Below are 16,784 nucleotides of genomic sequence, written 5' to 3' on the forward strand. Positions count from 1 at the left end.
ACATTAATCTTCCAGTTTTGGCACCGGTGAGTCGTCCGGCGTTCTGACATGAACCTGTATAATACGTCGGCTGTCGGCCATCGCCACTTTGAACTGGTAACCATCGATGTCAACGGTTTCGCCGCGGGCAGGAAGATGACCAAAGGCCTGCATCACCAGCCCACCAATGGTATCCACCTCTTCATCGCTGAAGTGGGTGCCGAAGGCGTCATTGAAATCCTCAATGGAGGCCAGAGCGCGAACGGTCCACGTATGGCGGCTAAGCTGACGGAAGTCGATATCTTCTTCTTCGTCATACTCGTCTTCGATCTCGCCCACGATCAGCTCAAGAATATCCTCGATCGTGACAAGGCCTGACACGCCGCCAAATTCATCAATCACAATCGCCATGTGGTAACGCTGGGAGCGAAACTCTTTCAGCATCCGATCCACACGTTTACTTTCCGGCACAACCACGGCCTGGCGTAACACTTTTTCCATGCTGAAGGCTTCGGCATCGCTGCGCATAAACGGCAGCAGATCTTTGGCCATCAAAATCCCTTCGATGTGATCTTTGTCTTCGCTGATGACCGGGAAACGGGAGTGAGCGGATTCGATAATCACATCGAGGCATTCATCGAGGCTCTGGTTACGTTTCAAGGTGATCATCTGCGAGCGGGGGATCATGATATCGCGAACGCGCTGGTCGGCGATGTCCATTACCCCTTCGAGCATTTCGCGCGTATCTTCGTCGATAAGATCGTTTTGCCCGGAATCACGAATCAGCTCCAGCAGTTCATCACGGTTTTTGGGCTCACCATGGAAAAGCTGGCTCAGAATGAGGGAGAAAAATCCCTTTTTACTGTTTGTCGTGTCGCTACTGTGTGAATTGTCGTCGCTCATGGCGTTTGTTAAGGGTTCTCTCGTCAGTTCAATGTTTACCGCCGCGCTATTTCCTTACGCGGCGGCATGTTAGTCAGTCGGTTGTCTGACTATTCTTTCTCGGCAATGTACGGATCCTCATAGCCCAGAGCAAGCATTATCTCTGTCTCAAGGGACTCCATCTCTTCCGCTTCGTCATCTTCAATATGATCGTAGCCCAGCAGGTGCAGGCTTCCATGGACAACCATATGCGCCCAGTGGGCCTCGAGCGGCTTTTGCTGCTCTTTGGCTTCCTGTTCCACCACCTGACGGCAGATGATCAGATCGCCGAGCAGCGGCATTTCAATACCCGGTGGGGCTTCGAACGGGAAAGAGAGCACGTTGGTTGGCTTATCTTTCCCGCGGTAGGTCAGGTTAAGCTCATGGCTTTCTGCTTCATCCACCAGGCGAATCGTGACTTCTGACTCTTCCTGAAACTGGGGGATAACAGCATCCAGCCATTTCTGAAACTGCGCCTCTTCTGGCATGCCGGAATTATCTTCACAGGCCAGCTGTAAATCGAGGATCACCTGACTCATTTCTGTTCTTGCTCCTGCGCTTCGCGCTTACGTTCTGCGGCCAGTTCGGCCTTACGCTTCTGATCGGCCTCTTCCCAGGCTTCATAGGCGTTAACGATACGCGCGACCACCGGGTGGCGTACCACGTCTTCACTGTGGAAGAAGTTAAAGCTGATTTCGTCCACCTCAGCCAGCACTTCGATGGCGTGGCGCAGGCCCGATTTGGTGCTGCGCGGCAGGTCAATCTGGGTGACGTCACCGGTGATAACCGCTTTCGAATTGAAGCCGATACGCGTCAGGAACATCTTCATCTGTTCGATGGTGGTGTTCTGGCTCTCATCCAGAATAATGAACGCATCGTTAAGGGTACGGCCACGCATGTAGGCCAGCGGGGCGACTTCAATCACGTTACGCTCAATAAGCTTCTCAACTTTCTCAAAGCCCAGCATTTCGAACAGCGCGTCGTACAGGGGGCGCAGATAAGGATCCACCTTCTGACTCAGGTCCCCCGGCAGGAAGCCGAGTTTTTCACCTGCTTCAACAGCCGGGCGGGTCAGCAGAATACGGCGGATCTCCTGGCGCTCCAGCGCATCAACCGCAGCGGCGACGGCCAGATAGGTTTTACCTGTACCCGCCGGACCTACGCCGAAGGTGATGTCATGGTCGAGAATGTTGGCAATGTACTGCGCCTGGTTCGGTGTACGCGGCTTAATGACGCCACGTTTGGTCTTGATATTTATGGCTTTGCCATAGTCCGGCACGCTTTCTGCGCTCTGCTCAAGCACGCGCGCCTCTTTAATGGCGAGGTGAATTTGTTCCGGTTCGATATCCTGAGTTTCGCCACGCATCGGGGCGGTATCGACATACAGGTTACGCAGGATGTCCGCAGCCGCATTGACGCAGATAGGGCGTCCGGTGAGTTTGAAATGATTATCGCGACGATTGATTTCGATACCCAGACGTCGCTCCAGTTGTTTGATGTTGTCATCAAACGGCCCGCACAGGCTCAGCAGGCGAGCGTTGTCTGCGGGCGTTAGGCTAATTTCAAGCGTGTCTATGTTCAAACTGTTCCTCTTTGATTGGTTAACTGGCCCGGCGCCCTCAGGCGTAATAAAACGGTCATTACCGAAATTATTCACGCCATGGAAAAAAGGCGCAAGCGTTGCGGAAGATATTGGGGACGTTGAGAGGAAATACAAGGCCTGCCGGGAAGGCAGGCCTGAAGGATTATGGCTGGTAAACCCGAACGCCAGAATCGTTTTCTTTACGCGTGCGGGAAATGACGGATTCAGGAGATTGCGCAATGCGCAGCCCCATCTCATCTTCGGTGCGCACCAGTTTTCCGCGCAGCGAGTTGGTCAGCACTTCCACAATCTCGACGTCCACAAATTTACCGATCATGTCCGGGGTGCCTTCGAAATTCACCACGCGGTTGTTTTCGGTACGGCCTGAGAGTTCCATGATGCTCTTACGGGAGGTGCCTTCCACCAGAATACGCTGAACGGTGCCGAGCATACGGCGGCTCCAGGCGTTGGCCTGCTGGTTGATACGCTCCTGCAGAATGTACAGACGCTGTTTTTTCTCTTCTTCCGGGACATCGTCAACCATATCGGCCGCCGGTGTGCCAGGGCGCGCAGAGAAGATGAAGCTGTAGCTGACGTCAAAATTCACTTCGCCGATGAGCTTCATGGTGCGCTCGAAGTCGTCAGCGGTTTCACCAGGGAAGCCAACGATAAAGTCGGAACTTATCTGGATATCCGGACGCGCTTCACGCAGCTTACGAATGGTGGATTTGTACTCCAGCACCGTATGCGGACGCCCCATCAGGTTCAGCACGCGGTCAGAGCCGCACTGAATTGGCAAATGCAGGAAGCTCACCAGCTCCGGCGTATCGCGGTAAACGTCGATAATATCGTCGGTGAATTCCATTGGATGGCTGGTGGTAAAGCGAATACGGTCGATACCGTCAATCGCGGCCACCAGGCGCAGTAGTTCAGCAAAGCTGCCGGTGGTGCCGTCGTAGTTCTCACCACGCCAGGCGTTCACGTTCTGACCCAGCAGGTTCACTTCGCGTACGCCCTGTGCAGCAAGCTGCGCGATTTCAAACAGAATATCGTCTGCCGGGCGGCTCACTTCCTCACCACGGGTATAAGGCACCACGCAATAAGTGCAGTATTTGTTGCAGCCTTCCATGATTGAGACGAACGCGGTCGGGCCATCCGCACGCGGCTCGGGCAGACGGTCAAATTTTTCGATCTCCGGGAAGCTGACATCAACGACCGGGCTACGATCGCCGCGCACCTTGTTGATCATTTCCGGCAGGCGGTGCAGGGTCTGGGGGCCAAAGACAATATCCACATAGGGGGCTCTCTGACGAATCAGCTTACCTTCCTGCGACGCGACGCAGCCACCCACACCGATGATCAGGTCCGGATTTTTTCGTTTGAGAAGTTTCCAGCGACCTAAAACGTGAAAGACTTTTTCCTGCGCTTTTTCACGAATTGAGCAGGTATTCAGCAGCAGCACATCGGCTTCTTTCGCATTTTCAGTCAGCTGGTATCCGTGGGTGGTATCCAGCAGATCGGCCATCTTGGATGAATCGTATTCGTTCATCTGACAGCCCCAGGTTTTTATATGGAGTTTTTTAGTCATCGACTTGCTCAGCTCAGGATTGCAAGCCGTGTATTGTAATGCTTTGGTGGGGTTGTGACCAGTATGAAGGTTATGCGTCTCAGGACCGCAAAAATCCGGTAAACTTAAGGGATTCTCCAATAAGGAAAAGTGACCATGACACTCCAACACACCGAAATTGCCGTTGTCGGCGGCGGTATGGTCGGCGGCGCGCTGGCGCTGGGGCTGGCGCAGCAGGGATTTGAGGTAACGGTTATTGAGCAGGCGGCTCCTGCTGAGTTTGACCCGACGGCAAAGCCGGATGTCCGCATTTCCGCCATCAGCGCGGCCTCTGTCGATCTGCTTCGCGGGCTGGGCGTCTGGGAGGCGGTGCTCGATATGCGGGCTCACCCTTACAGTCGCCTTGAAACCTGGGAATGGGAAAATGCCCACGTCGCGTTTGATGCCGCCGAGCTGAAGCTGCCGCGTCTGGGCTATATGGTGGAAAACAACGTCCTCCAGCGGGCGCTCTGGCAGACGCTGGAGGCGCATCCGAAGGTGACGCTGTGTGTTCCTGCGTCGCTGAAGGCGCTGCATCCTCACAATAGCGGCTACACGCTGACGCTCGACAGCGGCGATGAACTGGCCGTGAAGCTGGTCATTGGGGCTGACGGTGCTCATTCGCAGGTCAGACAGATGGCGGGCATCGGTGTTCATGCCTGGCAGTATGAGCAGTCCTGTATGCTGATCACCGTTCAGTGTGAAAATGCGCCGGGAGAGAGTACCTGGCAGCACTTTACCCCAAATGGTCCGCATGCCTTTTTACCGCTGTTCGATAACTGGGCATCGCTGGTGTGGTACGACAAACCGGCGCGCATTCGCCAGCTACAGGGGCTGTCAATGGAGCAGTTGCAGCGTGAAATTCTGCATCACTTCCCGGCCCGTCTGGGACATATCACGCCGGTTGCCGCAGGGGCGTTTCCTCTTACACGTCGCCATGCGCTGCAGTATGCCCGTGAAGGGCTGGCGCTGGTGGGTGATGCGGCGCACACCATTCATCCCCTGGCGGGGCAGGGCGTGAACCTCGGGTATCGTGACGTTGACGCTTTACTGGATGTGCTGGGCAATGCACGTGCGCATGCGGAGGCCTGGTCAAGCCATCACGTACTCAAGCGCTACCAGACGCGACGTATGGCGGATAACTTCATCATGCAGTCGGGGATGGATCTGTTCTATGCCGGTTTCAGCAATGATCTGGCCCCGGTGCGTATTCTGCGAAACATTGGATTGATGGCGGCGGAACGCGCCGGCGGCTTGAAGCGTCAGGCGCTTAAATACGCTCTGGGACTCTAATCTTTATTCCCTCTCCCCGTGGGAGAGGGCATCAGGCCGCACAATTCTGTACAAAAACAAAAAAGCCCGCAGAGCGGGCTTGTTTGTTTTAAGTGGCTGGGGTGCAGGGATTCGAACCCCGGAATGCTGGTATCAGAAACCAGAGCCTTACCGCTTGGCGACACCCCAATTGCGTTAAACGTACTGCTTAACGACTTTTAAATTGGCTGGGGTACGAGGATTCGAACCTCGGAATGCCGGAATCAGAATCCGGTGCCTTACCGCTTGGCGATACCCCAACAATTTTTTATTACCGAAACAGATCGATAATCTTAATATGGTGGCTACGACGGGATTCGAACCTGTGACCCCATCATTATGAGTGATGTGCTCTAACCAACTGAGCTACGTAGCCAGTACTGCGTTCTTCGATGGCTGGGGTACCTGGATTCGAACCAGGGAATGCCGGTATCAAAAACCGGTGCCTTACCGCTTGGCGATACCCCAATACCGCGGAGAACCGCATGATCGAAGAAATATGGCTGGGGTACCTGGATTCGAACCAGGGAATGCCGGTATCAAAAACCGGTGCCTTACCGCTTGGCGATACCCCATCCGTGCAACGCTTACCTGGGAATGGTGCGGGAGGCGAGACTTGAACTCGCACACCTTGCGGCGCCAGAACCTAAATCTGGTGCGTCTACCAATTTCGCCACTCCCGCAAAAAAGATGGTGGCTACGACGGGATTCGAACCTGTGACCCCATCATTATGAGTGATGTGCTCTAACCAACTGAGCTACGTAGCCATCTTTTTTTCGCGTTACCTTATCGGCGTTGCGGGGCGCATTATGCGTATAGACCCTTGCAGCGTCAACACCTTTTTCAACGAAAATGGCCGGAATGTGACTGTTTGGTTAGGTTGCGAACAGCGTGACCGAATATTCGGCAATTATTGGTTATTAATCGATTTTAGACGGTGAAATGTAAGGCAAATAAAAACAGGCCCCGCAGGGCCTGATGTTCAAATACGTGTTTATTTATAGGCAGACTGGTGAACGCCTACCGCACGTCCTGATGGATCGTTCATCGCTTTGAAAGATTCATCCCATTCAATGGCTTTCGCTGAAGAGCAGGCCACTGAAGGACCGCCTGGCACACACTCAGCAGCACTCGGTACCGGGAACAGCTCTTCGAAGATCTCACGGTACAGATACGCTTCTTTAGAGCCTGGCGTGTTGTACGGGAAGCGGAAGCTTGCTGTTTCCAGTTGTTGGTCTGAAACCTGTTTCGCCGCCACCTCTTTCAGGGTGTCGATCCAGCTGTAGCCAACGCCATCCGAGAACTGCTCTTTCTGACGCCATGCCACGCTCGCCGGCAGGTAGGATTCAAAACATTCACGCAGGATATGTTTTTCCATTTTACCGTTGCCGCACATTTTGTCCTGCGGGTTAATGCGCATGGCCACGTCGAGGAATTTTTTATCCAGGAACGGAACGCGCGCTTCAACACCCCATGCGGACATCGCTTTGTTAGCACGTGCGCAGTCAAACATGTGCAGCGCCTGCAGTTTACGTACGGTCTCTTCATGCAGCTCTTTCGCGTTCGGCGCCTTATGGAAGTAAAGGTAACCGCCAAACACTTCATCAGAACCTTCACCTGACAACACCATCTTGATGCCCATTGCTTTAATCTTACGGGACATCAGATACATAGGGGTGGATGCACGAATGGTCGTCACATCATAGGTTTCAATGTGATAGATCACGTCGCGGATCGCATCCAGACCTTCCTGCACGGTGAAATGAATTTCATGGTGCACGGTGCCGAGGTGGTTCGCCACGTCCTGCGCGGCTTTCAGATCCGGTGCACCTTCCAGCCCGACGGCAAAGGAGTGCAGCTGCGGCCACCAGGCTTCTGAACGCTCTTGATCTTCAACACGACGCGCCGCAAATTTCTTGGTGATGGCTGAAATAACGGAGGAGTCCAGTCCGCCGGAGAGCAGCACACCGTAAGGCACGTCTGACATCAGGTGGCTTTTAACGGAATCTTCCAGCGCCTGACGCAGCTCGGCTTTGTCAGTCACGTTGTCTTTTACCGCATCATAGTCAAACCAGTCGCGCTGGTAGTACTGACGGATTTCACCATCTTTGCTCCACAGGTAACTACCTGCCGGGAACTCTTTAATGGTGCGGCATACCGGCACCAGCGCTTTCATTTCAGACGCAACATAGAAGTTGCCGTGTTCATCATGGCCCATATACAGCGGAATGATACCAATGTGGTCGCGGCCGATCAGATAAGCGTCTTTTTCGCTGTCGTACAGGGCGAATGCAAACATACCCTGCAGGTCGTCCAGGAACTCAGGGCCTTTCTCCTGATACAGCGCCAGAATGACTTCACAGTCAGAGCCGGTCTGGAAGGCGTAGCGATCGCCATACTCGGCACGCAGCGCCTGATGGTTATAGATTTCACCGTTTACAGCCAGCGCGTGTGTTTTTTTCTCGTTATACAGCGGCTGTGCACCGGCGTTGACGTCCACAATCGACAGACGTTCATGAGCCAGAATTGCTTTGTCACTGGCGTAAATACCGGACCAGTCCGGGCCGCGATGGCGCATCAGGCGGGACAGCTCGAGTGCTTTTTTACGCAGTTCGCCCGCGTCAGTTTTAATATCCAGTACGCCAAAAATTGAACACATAACCTTCTCCGTTAACCCTGTTGCTTTGTAATGTTGCTTGCTTATGAAAATGCCGCAAAGGAGAAGAGCGCGCAAGGGTTTTACCGGGTTAAACGAAAATAGTGCAATGGTGATTGCGGAATGTTGAAAAAAGAGTATGCCATGAACAGTTTTATTGATGATTATGCAATGAACTGGCGTTTTTGTTAGATGTGATTTTATTGGACGGGGCTATAAATGAAAAACCACGCCCTGAGGCGTGGTTCTGAATCAGATAATGTCAATTTCGTCGACGGAGGGGTAGATCCAGCTCGGCCGGAACGGCATCGAATCAATGTCATCAAGTTGAGAGACACCGGAGAGCACCAGAATGGTCTCCAGACCCGCCTGGAAACCGGCCAGAATATCGGTGCGCAGGTTATCACCGACAATCACCGTCTCTTCAGAGTGGGCCTGCATCGTGTTCAGCGCGGCACGAATGATCCACGGGCTCGGTTTACCGACCACAAACGGCTTACGACCGGAGATTTTTTCGATACCGGCGCACAGTGCGCCGCAGGCCGGATAGAAACCACGGCCGTGCGTATCGGGGTTGGTGGCGATAAAGCGCGCGCCGCTGGCGACAAAGTAGGCGGCCTTATGCATCATCTCCCAGTTAAACGAGCGCGTTTCGCCGACGATCACAAAGTCCGGGTTCACATCGGTAATGGTAAAGCCTGCTTTATACAGCTCGTGGATCAGCGCACCTTCACCGACCACGTAGGCTTTTTTCCCTTCCTGACGCTTCAAAAAATCTGCCGTCGCCATTGCGGAGGTATAAAACACGCTGTCCGGTACGTTGATGCCCGCAGTGGCAAAACGGTTCGCCAGATCCTGACCGGTTTGGGAAGGGTAGTTCGTGAGAAGAACCAGCGGCATTCCTTTGTCGATGATGCGGTGTAGAAACTCCGCAGCACCTGGCACGGCGACGTTGTCGTGCATCAGCACGCCGTCAATATCACAAATTACATTCTTAATGGTCATGAACAATCCGACATCAAAAAAAGAAGGCGTTACTATAAGTCCCGATTAGCTTTCCAGCAAATGCTGCAACAGGATCCCGTTGAGCATGGCGCGTTTGACCAGCGCAAACGCGCCAATCGCAGAGCGGTGATCCAGCGTCGAACGCACGACCGGTAAATTCTGACGAAACGCTTTCAACGCCTGGGTGTTAATGCAGCCTTCAATCGCGGGCAGTAACACTTTTTCCGCCTCGACGATTTCACCTGCAATCACCACTTTTTGTGGATTAAAAAGGTTGATGGCAATAGCAATGGTTTTGCCGAGGTGGCGTCCGACCTGTTCGATCACTTCGCAGGCCAGCGCATCGCCTTTATTGGCGGCTTTGCAGATGGCGCCGATTTTACAATCATCCAGCGTCACGCGGCTCTGGTAGCCTTGTTCCAGCAGATGACGGACGCGATGCTCAATGGCCGCGTTGGCGGCAACCGTTTCAAGACAGCCAAAATTACCGCAGTGGCAGCGCTCGCCAAGCGGTTCCACCTGGATATGACCAATCTCGCCCACGTTGCCGTTACGGCCAATAAAGATACGTCCGTTGGAGATAATGCCCGCCCCGGTACCGCGGTGAACACGCACCAGAATAGAGTCTTCACAGTCCTGACTCGCACCAAAGTAGTGCTCGGCCAGCGCCAGCGAGCGGATGTCGTGACCCACAAAGCAGGTCACCTTAAAGCGCTTTTCCAGCGCCTCCACCAGCGCCCAGTTCTCGACCGGGATATGTGGCATATAACGAATGACGCCGCTTTCCGGGTCAACCAGCCCGGGCAGGATCACCGAAATGGCGATGAGCTCGCGGATTTTGCGCTGACAGCTTTCGATAAAGTGCGCGATGGTATTGAGCAGCGCGTGCTCCAGTGTCTCCTGGGTGCGCTCCGGAAGAGGGTAGTGCTCTTCGGCAATGGCTTTACTGCTCAGATCGTAAAGCGTCAGGGTGGTGTCATGGCGACCAAGACGAACGCCAATGGCCTGAAAATTGCGGGTTTCGGTGATGATGGAAATTGCGCGGCGGCCTCCGGTGGAGGCCTGCTGATCGACTTCTTTGATCAGGCCGCGCTCAATAAGCTGACGTGTAATTTTTGTCACGCTGGCGGGAGCAAGCTGGCTTTGTTCGGCTATCTGAATACGTGAGATTGGCCCGTGTTGGTCAATCAGGCGATATACTGCCGCGCTGTTAAGCTGTTTAACGAGATCGACATTACCGATTTGAGCTTGTCCGCCTGGTGTCATACTTTTACTTACTCAGTGACGACCTCGTTACCATTAACGATGGTCTTAATAATTTTATAATCGTGTGTGAATGCCGTCAGGTTTGCAACCATGCCTGGTGCAATTCTGCCGAGCTGTTTATCCACGCCGATGGCACGCGCAGGATAAAGGGTTGCCATGCGCAGCACTTCTTCAAGCGCAATGCCGCAATGCTCGACCAGGTTACGCACGCCTTCAATCATGGTCAGGGAGGAGCCGCTCAACGTACCGTTTTCATCCACACACAGTCCGTTGCGGTAGTATATTGTTTTACCGGCAAAAATGAACTGCTCAATATTTGCACCTGCCGGTGCGGTGGCATCCGTCACCAGGCAAAGCTTGTCACCTTTCAGCCGCTTGGCGTTGCGAATGTTGGTGTAATCGACGTGTAAACCGTCCGCGATGATGCCGCAGTAAACGTCTGGCTCATCCAGAATCGCCCCGACCAGCCCCGGTTCACGACCCGTGATATACGGCATGGCGTTATACAGGTGTGTCGCAAAGGTAATACCCGCACGGAAACCGGCTTTTGCCTCTTTCAGCGTGGCGTTTGAATGGCCCGCTGACACGACAATCCCGGCGGCGGCCAGTTTGCTGATCACGTCAGTACCGGTCATTTCAGGTGCTAGCGTCACTTTGGTGATCACATCCGCATTGGCACACATATAGTCGACCAGTTCGGCATCAGGTTTACGCACGTAATCCGGATTATGCGTCCCTTTCTTCACCATATTCAGCCATGGCCCTTCAAGGTGCAGACCCAGAGCCTGATTTGGGTGTTTCGCCAGGTATTCACGCATAACGCGGATACCCTGTTTCATCAGTTCATCGCTGCTGGTGATGAGGGTTGGCAGATAGCTGGTGCAGCCCGATTTCTCGTTCGCTTTCTGCATGATTTCCAGCGTTTCGACGGTGACGGCGTCTGCGGTGTCGTTAAACTGCACACCGCCGCAGCCGTTCAGCTGTACGTCGATAAAACCGGGGGAGATTACTGCTCCATTGAGTGAGCGCTGTTCAATCTCCGGCGGCAGCTCTGCCAGCGGACAAACACGTTCAATCAGGCCATTGGCGATAACAATCGCATGGTCATCCAGAATTTCATGGCCGGTATAAATCCGACCGTGGGTTAAAGCGTACATAACGACCCCCGGTTAAAAAAAGCGGCCGCCTCTTCATGAAGAGGCGGTTATTCAATTACAGACCTTTGATGTTCTCAGCTTCTAACTCGTTGAAGTATTTCAGCGTCTTCACCTTCAGTTCCATCGTGGACGGTTCGTCACAAACGATGACGGATTTTGGATGCAGCTGCAGGCAGCTGATGGTCCACATGTGGTTTACGTTGCCTTCAACGGCAGCCTGGAGCGCCTGCGCTTTCACGCTGCCCAGGACCAGAATCATCACTTCTTCGGCATCCAGCAGCGTGCCGACACCGACGGTCAGGGCATATTTAGGAACCTGGTTCACATCGCCATCAAAGAAGCGGGAGTTTGCCACGCGCGTGTCATGGGTCAGCGTTTTAATACGGGTACGGGACGCCAGTGACGACGCGGGTTCGTTAAACGCGATATGACCATCGTTACCCACACCGCCCATAAACAGGTGGATTTTACCGTAAGAACGGATTTTTTCTTCATACTGACGGCATTCTGCGTCAATATCAGGCGCGTTTCCATTCAGCAGGTTAATGTTTTCAGCTGGAATATCAACGTGATCAAAGAAATTACGGTGCATGAAGCTATGGTAGCTTTCCGGGTGATCCTTCGGTAAGCCGACATATTCATCCATGTTGAAGGTGACAACGTGTTTGAAGCTAACCTGGCCTGCTTTGTGCATCTCTACCAGTGCTTTATATGCGGTCAGCGGTGTGCCGCCGGTAGGGAGGCCAAGTACGAAAGGACGATCGGCGGTTGGTTTGAAGGCGTTGATACGGTTAACGATATGGCGAGCGGCCCATTTACCGACTTGTTCAGCAGTTGCCAGGGGAATCAGTCTCATTGTTCACCTCAAGAGTTTAAGTAGAAGAGTGGGCGGATGGGTATCGGGACCTGATACTTAAGCGTAACCTGGAACCTTTCAGGCCGGATCAATCCGTCTTGATTTTTCGAATGATAAAATAAGTTTTCGATGTTAGCCAGTGAAAGGGAGGGTGATAAACGATATTTGGTGACAAAAATCACAAAAAGTACGCTTTTAATTTGCGATACGAATTAATTTTTCACACACTCACAATGCCAGTGAATCATCAACTGTATTTCTAGTTCGTGACACAATAAAAAACATAGTTAATGCACGAGCCTTAACAAGGGTCTCGTAGGGGGAATAGGATGAATATTTTAGGTTTTTTCCAGCGCCTCGGTAGGGCTTTGCAGCTCCCTATCGCCGTGCTACCGGTTGCAGCACTGCTGTTGCGATTCGGGCAACCCGATCTTCTTAACGTGCCGTTTATCGCGCAAGCGGGTGGTGCGATATTTGACAACCTGGCGCTGATTTTCGCCATCGGCGTGGCGTCCAGCTGGTCTAAAGACAGCGCGGGTGCCGCGGCGCTGGCAGGGGCAGTCGGTTATTTCATCCTGACCAAAGCGATGGTAACCATCAACCCTGAAATCAACATGGGTGTTCTGGCGGGTATTATTACCGGTCTGGTCGGCGGTGCAGTGTACAACCGTTGGGCGGGTATCAAACTGCCAGATTTCCTGAGCTTCTTTGGCGGAAAACGCTTTGTTCCGATTGCGACCGGCTTTTTCTGTCTGATTCTGGCCGCTATCTTTGGTTATGTCTGGCCGCCGGTACAGCATGCCATTCATGCAGGCGGTGAGTGGATCGTGTCTGCGGGCGCAATGGGGGCAGGTATCTTCGGTTTCATCAACCGTCTGCTGATCCCAACCGGCCTGCATCAGGTTCTGAACACCATCGCATGGTTCCAGATTGGTGAGTTCACCAACGCGGCAGGTACCGTATTCCACGGTGATATCAACCGCTTCTACGCGGGTGACGGCACCGCGGGCATGTTCATGTCCGGTTTCTTCCCAATCATGATGTTTGGTCTGCCGGGCGCTGCGCTGGCAATGTATCTGGCCGCGCCAAAAGCGCGTCGCCCAATGGTTGGCGGCATGCTGCTCTCCGTTGCGGTAACGGCGTTCCTGACCGGTGTTACTGAGCCACTGGAATTCCTGTTCATGTTCCTGGCTCCGCTGCTGTACCTCATGCACGCGGTGCTTACCGGTATCAGCCTGTTTGTGGCCACTCTGCTGGGCATTCACGCGGGCTTCTCCTTCTCTGCCGGTGCGATCGACTACGTGTTGATGTACAACCTGCCGGCAGCCAGCAAAAACGTCTGGATGCTGGTTGTGATGGGCCTGGTGTTCTTCGTTGTCTACTTCCTCTTGTTCAGCGCGGTTATTCGTATGTTTAACCTCAAAACGCCGGGTCGCGAAGATACTAAAGATGACGTCGTAACCAGTGAAGCAAACAGCAATACCGAAGAAGGGTTGACCCAGCTGGCAACCAGCTATATCGCCGCGGTAGGCGGTACCGACAACCTGAAAGCCATTGATGCCTGTATTACCCGTCTGCGTCTGACCGTTGGCGACTCTGCGCGCGTAAGCGATGCCATGTGCAAACGCCTGGGCGCGTCTGGTGTGGTGAAACTGAACAAACAAACCATCCAGGTTATTGTGGGTGCGAAAGCCGAATCTATCGGCGATGAAATGAAAAAAGTGGTTGCCCGTGGACCGGTCGCTGCTGCCTCAACGGATAGCGCGCCTGTAGCTGACGCTCCGGTTGCTAAACCGCAGGCTGTACCAAACGCCGCTACTATCGCCGCGCTGGTTTCACCGGTTACGGGTGAGGTGGTCGCGCTTGAGCAGGTACCTGACGAAGCGTTTGCCAGCAAAGCGGTCGGTGACGGTGTTGCGGTGAAACCAACGGAGAAAACCGTTGTGTCTCCTGCGGCGGGCACCATCGTGAAAATCTTTAACACCAACCACGCGTTCTGCCTCGAAACCGAAAAAGGCGCGGAGATCGTGGTTCATATGGGTATTGATACCGTTGCGCTGAACGGCCAGGGCTTTACTCGCCTGGTAGAAGAGGGCGCAGAAGTGGTTGCAGGCCAGCCGATTCTGGAAATGGATCTGGACTTCCTGAACGCCAATGCCCGTTCGATGGTAAGCCCGGTGGTATGCAGCAACATCGACGACTTCAGCGGCCTGGTGCTTCAGGCGAAAGGTCAGGTGGTTGCGGGGCAAACGCCACTGTATGAGATTAAAGGCAAGTAATCGCTCCTGAGTAGAGTCATGCCTTAAGCGGCGGGGGAGATCCTCCGCCGCTTTTTTTTGCAGCAAATGCCCCCATTATTTTCTTCCGGGACGTTTTAAGGGTTGTCACTACGTCCGGCTTATAAGATCATATGCCGTTATACGTTGTTTACGCTTTGAGGAATCCACGATGAGTGAGGCAGAAGCCCGCCCGAGTAACTTTATTCGTCAGATCATCGATGAAGATCTGGCCAGTGGTAAGCACACCACGGTGCATACGCGTTTCCCGCCGGAGCCTAATGGCTACCTGCACATTGGTCACGCCAAATCGATTTGCCTGAACTTTGGTATCGCACAGGATTACCAGGGGCAGTGCAACCTGCGTTTCGATGACACCAACCCAGTAAAAGAAGACATCGAATACGTTGAGTCCATTAAGAACGACGTGCAATGGCTGGGCTTCAACTGGTCTGGCGATATCTGCTACTCCTCTGACTATTTCGATCAGCTGTATGCCTATGCCGTTGAGCTGATCAATAAAGGTCTGGCCTATGTTGACGAGCTCTCTGCAGATGAAATCCGTGAATACCGCGGCACGCTGACGGCACCGGGTAAAAACAGCCCGTTCCGCGATCGCAGCGTGGAAGAGAACCTGGCGCTGTTTGAAAAAATGCGTGCTGGTGGCTTCGAGGAAGGTAAAGCGTGCCTGCGTGCCAAAATCGATATGGCATCACCGTTTATCGTGATGCGCGACCCGGTGCTGTACCGCATTAAATTCGCTGAACATCACCAGACCGGTAATAAGTGGTGCATCTACCCGATGTACGACTTCACCCACTGCATCAGCGATGCGCTGGAAGGCATCACCCACTCGCTGTGTACGCTGGAATTCCAGGACAACCGTCGTCTGTACGACTGGGTGCTGGATAACATCACGATTCCGGTGCATCCGCGTCAGTACGAGTTCTCTCGTCTGAATCTGGAATACACCGTGATGTCCAAGCGTAAACTGAACCTGCTGGTGACCGATAAGCACGTTGAAGGCTGGGACGACCCACGTATGCCAACCATCTCTGGTCTGCGCCGTCGCGGCTATACCGCGGCGTCAATCCGTGAGTTCTGCAAACGCATTGGCGTGACCAAGCAGGATAACACCATTGAGATGGCGTCTCTGGAATCCTGCATTCGTGAAGATCTGAACGAAAACGCGCCGCGCGCGATGGCCGTTATCGACCCGGTAAAACTGGTTATCGAAAACTATCCGCAGGGTGCGAGCGAAATGGTCTCGATGCCTAACCATCCGAACAAACCGGAGATGGGCAGTCGTGACGTACCGTTCAGTGGTGAAATCTGGATCGATCGTGCTGACTTCCGCGAAGAAGCGAACAAACAGTACAAGCGACTGGTGCTCGGTAAAGAGGTGCGTCTGCGTAACGCCTATGTGATCAAGGCTGAGCGCGTAGAAAAAGATGCGGAAGGCAACATCACCACGATCTTCTGCACATACGATGCCGAGACCCTGAGCAAAGATCCGGCGGACGGTCGTAAGGTGAAAGGCGTGATCCACTGGGTCAGTGCATCACACGCGCTGCCGGTAGAGATTCGTCTGTACGATCGTCTGTTCAGCGTGCCTAACCCAGGCGCAGCAGAAGACTTCCTGGCGACCATTAACCCGGAATCGCTGGTCATCAAACAGGGTTACGCTGAGCCATCCCTGAAAGCGGCTGAGGCGGGTAAAGCGTTCCAGTTTGAACGTGAAGGTTACTTCTGCCTGGACAGCCGTCACAGCACCGCTGAAAAACCGGTATTTAACCGTACGGTCGGTCTGCGTGATACCTGGACGAAAATCGGCGAATAATAACGCCGCGCTGGTCAATGAGAAACAAACGCCGCGTAATGCGGCGTTTTTTTATAGAGTGATCATGCCTTTAAAGCAGTAGCCAAATAGCGTTTATAAAAATAACAGGTCAATGTGGTGCTACTTATTTTTTTTAAAAAAAGTTTATCCCCTTTCAAAAGTCTGACACACCGTAAAAAGAATATCATTTAACGCGTTACTTATTGAAAATCGGCCTTTTCCCCCGCCAGTTCTGGCATCCCGTTAAATGTTACAAAGCACTACCAATTATGTGCTCTTCGTCATAATCCTGAGTATTAGCCACCGAAAAGCATTGATAATTCGCGTC

Annotated in this window: 12 protein-coding genes and 7 tRNA genes; 3 read left to right on the forward strand and 16 right to left on the reverse strand. The window is 53.4% G+C overall.

Features of this window, described 5'->3' with window-relative positions:
* Nucleotides 1-3: 3 nt before the first annotated feature.
* From corC to miaB, 4 genes are all read right to left on the reverse strand, one after another.
* On the reverse strand, nt 4-882 hold the full coding sequence (corC, locus tag M8370_RS10745) for a CNNM family magnesium/cobalt transport protein CorC (RefSeq protein ID WP_013097576.1): 879 nt from the start codon (nt 880-882) through the stop codon (nt 4-6).
* Nucleotides 883-971: 89 nt separating this feature from the next.
* The gene (gene ybeY, locus M8370_RS10750; protein ID WP_003858677.1) at nt 972-1,439 is read right to left on the reverse strand and encodes an rRNA maturation RNase YbeY; all 468 of its coding nucleotides are present in this window, start codon (nt 1,437-1,439) and stop codon (nt 972-974) included.
* The gene (locus M8370_RS10755) at nt 1,436-2,482 is read right to left on the reverse strand and encodes a PhoH family protein (RefSeq protein WP_102751676.1); all 1,047 of its coding nucleotides are present in this window, start codon (nt 2,480-2,482) and stop codon (nt 1,436-1,438) included. Before M8370_RS10755 ends, ybeY begins: the two co-directional genes overlap by 4 nt.
* 163 nt (nt 2,483-2,645) lie before the next feature.
* Nucleotides 2,646-4,070, reverse strand: a complete 1,425-nt coding sequence (miaB, locus tag M8370_RS10760; protein WP_013097574.1) for a tRNA (N6-isopentenyl adenosine(37)-C2)-methylthiotransferase MiaB — start codon at nt 4,068-4,070, stop codon at nt 2,646-2,648.
* A 135-nt stretch (nt 4,071-4,205) separates the two neighbouring features.
* On the opposite strand from miaB, the gene ubiF reads away from it, so the two are divergent.
* The gene (ubiF, locus tag M8370_RS10765; RefSeq protein ID WP_250020989.1) at nt 4,206-5,381 is read left to right on the forward strand and encodes a 3-demethoxyubiquinol 3-hydroxylase; all 1,176 of its coding nucleotides are present in this window, start codon (nt 4,206-4,208) and stop codon (nt 5,379-5,381) included.
* A gap of 93 nt (nt 5,382-5,474) precedes the next feature.
* On the opposite strand, the gene M8370_RS10770 is transcribed toward ubiF, so the two are convergent.
* The 12 genes from M8370_RS10770 to nagB all read right to left on the reverse strand — a co-directional run bounded on the left by M8370_RS10770 (nt 5,475) and on the right by nagB (nt 12,340).
* Nucleotides 5,475-5,549 (reverse strand) — tRNA-Gln (locus M8370_RS10770).
* 35 nt (nt 5,550-5,584) lie between these two features.
* Nucleotides 5,585-5,659 (reverse strand) — tRNA-Gln (locus tag M8370_RS10775).
* A gap of 39 nt (nt 5,660-5,698) precedes the next feature.
* A tRNA-Met gene (locus tag M8370_RS10780) sits at nt 5,699-5,775 on the reverse strand.
* 17 nt (nt 5,776-5,792) lie between these two features.
* Nucleotides 5,793-5,867, reverse strand: a tRNA-Gln gene (locus M8370_RS10785).
* Nucleotides 5,868-5,899: 32 nt separating this feature from the next.
* Nucleotides 5,900-5,974 (reverse strand) — tRNA-Gln (locus tag M8370_RS10790).
* 23 nt (nt 5,975-5,997) lie between these two features.
* Nucleotides 5,998-6,082, reverse strand: a tRNA-Leu gene (locus M8370_RS10795).
* An 8-nt stretch (nt 6,083-6,090) separates the two neighbouring features.
* A tRNA-Met gene (locus M8370_RS10800) sits at nt 6,091-6,167 on the reverse strand.
* Between the two features lie 227 nt (nt 6,168-6,394).
* Complete coding sequence (asnB, locus tag M8370_RS10805) at nt 6,395-8,059, reverse strand: asparagine synthase B (protein ID WP_013097572.1); 1,665 nt, start codon at nt 8,057-8,059, stop codon at nt 6,395-6,397.
* A 249-nt stretch (nt 8,060-8,308) separates the two neighbouring features.
* Entirely contained in the window at nt 8,309-9,061 is a 753-nt protein-coding gene (nagD, locus tag M8370_RS10810) for a ribonucleotide monophosphatase NagD (protein ID WP_013097571.1), read from the reverse strand.
* A 45-nt stretch (nt 9,062-9,106) separates the two neighbouring features.
* The gene (gene nagC / locus M8370_RS10815; protein WP_013097570.1) at nt 9,107-10,327 is read right to left on the reverse strand and encodes a DNA-binding transcriptional regulator NagC; all 1,221 of its coding nucleotides are present in this window, start codon (nt 10,325-10,327) and stop codon (nt 9,107-9,109) included.
* 8 nt (nt 10,328-10,335) lie between these two features.
* Nucleotides 10,336-11,484 carry an N-acetylglucosamine-6-phosphate deacetylase gene (gene nagA / locus M8370_RS10820; protein ID WP_020684945.1) on the reverse strand — a complete coding sequence of 383 codons (1,149 nt, stop codon included), beginning with the start codon at nt 11,482-11,484 and terminating at the stop codon, nt 10,336-10,338.
* A 55-nt stretch (nt 11,485-11,539) separates the two neighbouring features.
* Nucleotides 11,540-12,340: a glucosamine-6-phosphate deaminase gene (nagB, locus tag M8370_RS10825; protein WP_013097568.1), complete on the reverse strand. Its 801-nt coding sequence runs from the start codon at nt 12,338-12,340 to the stop codon at nt 11,540-11,542.
* Between the two features lie 329 nt (nt 12,341-12,669).
* Here nagB and nagE point away from each other — a divergent pair, with 329 nt between their 5' ends.
* On the forward strand, nt 12,670-14,619 hold the full coding sequence (gene nagE / locus M8370_RS10830) for a PTS N-acetyl glucosamine transporter subunit IIABC (protein ID WP_058650379.1): 1,950 nt from the start codon (nt 12,670-12,672) through the stop codon (nt 14,617-14,619).
* Nucleotides 14,620-14,788: 169 nt separating this feature from the next.
* The gene (gene glnS, locus M8370_RS10835) at nt 14,789-16,456 is read left to right on the forward strand and encodes a glutamine--tRNA ligase (protein WP_013097566.1); all 1,668 of its coding nucleotides are present in this window, start codon (nt 14,789-14,791) and stop codon (nt 16,454-16,456) included.
* Nucleotides 16,457-16,784 lie beyond the last annotated feature (328 nt).

This window comes from Enterobacter cloacae complex sp. OE43NF (assembly GCF_023544405.1).
Taxonomy (GTDB): domain Bacteria; phylum Pseudomonadota; class Gammaproteobacteria; order Enterobacterales; family Enterobacteriaceae; genus Enterobacter; species Enterobacter cloacae.

Coding starts and splice junctions, on each gene's coding strand:
- nagA (WP_020684945.1), bottom strand. CDS start 11,484: ATGTACGCTTTAACCCACGGTCGGATTTATACCGGCCATGAAATTCTG.
- asnB (WP_013097572.1), bottom strand. CDS start 8,059: ATGTGTTCAATTTTTGGCGTACTGGATATTAAAACTGACGCGGGCGAA.
- nagE (WP_058650379.1), top strand. CDS start 12,670: ATGAATATTTTAGGTTTTTTCCAGCGCCTCGGTAGGGCTTTGCAGCTC.
- ybeY (WP_003858677.1), bottom strand. CDS start 1,439: ATGAGTCAGGTGATCCTCGATTTACAGCTGGCCTGTGAAGATAATTCC.
- nagB (WP_013097568.1), bottom strand. CDS start 12,340: ATGAGACTGATTCCCCTGGCAACTGCTGAACAAGTCGGTAAATGGGCC.
- glnS (WP_013097566.1), top strand. CDS start 14,789: ATGAGTGAGGCAGAAGCCCGCCCGAGTAACTTTATTCGTCAGATCATC.
- miaB (WP_013097574.1), bottom strand. CDS start 4,070: ATGACTAAAAAACTCCATATAAAAACCTGGGGCTGTCAGATGAACGAA.
- nagC (WP_013097570.1), bottom strand. CDS start 10,327: ATGACACCAGGCGGACAAGCTCAAATCGGTAATGTCGATCTCGTTAAA.
- nagD (WP_013097571.1), bottom strand. CDS start 9,061: ATGACCATTAAGAATGTAATTTGTGATATTGACGGCGTGCTGATGCAC.
- corC (WP_013097576.1), bottom strand. CDS start 882: ATGAGCGACGACAATTCACACAGTAGCGACACGACAAACAGTAAAAAG.
- ubiF (WP_250020989.1), top strand. CDS start 4,206: ATGACACTCCAACACACCGAAATTGCCGTTGTCGGCGGCGGTATGGTC.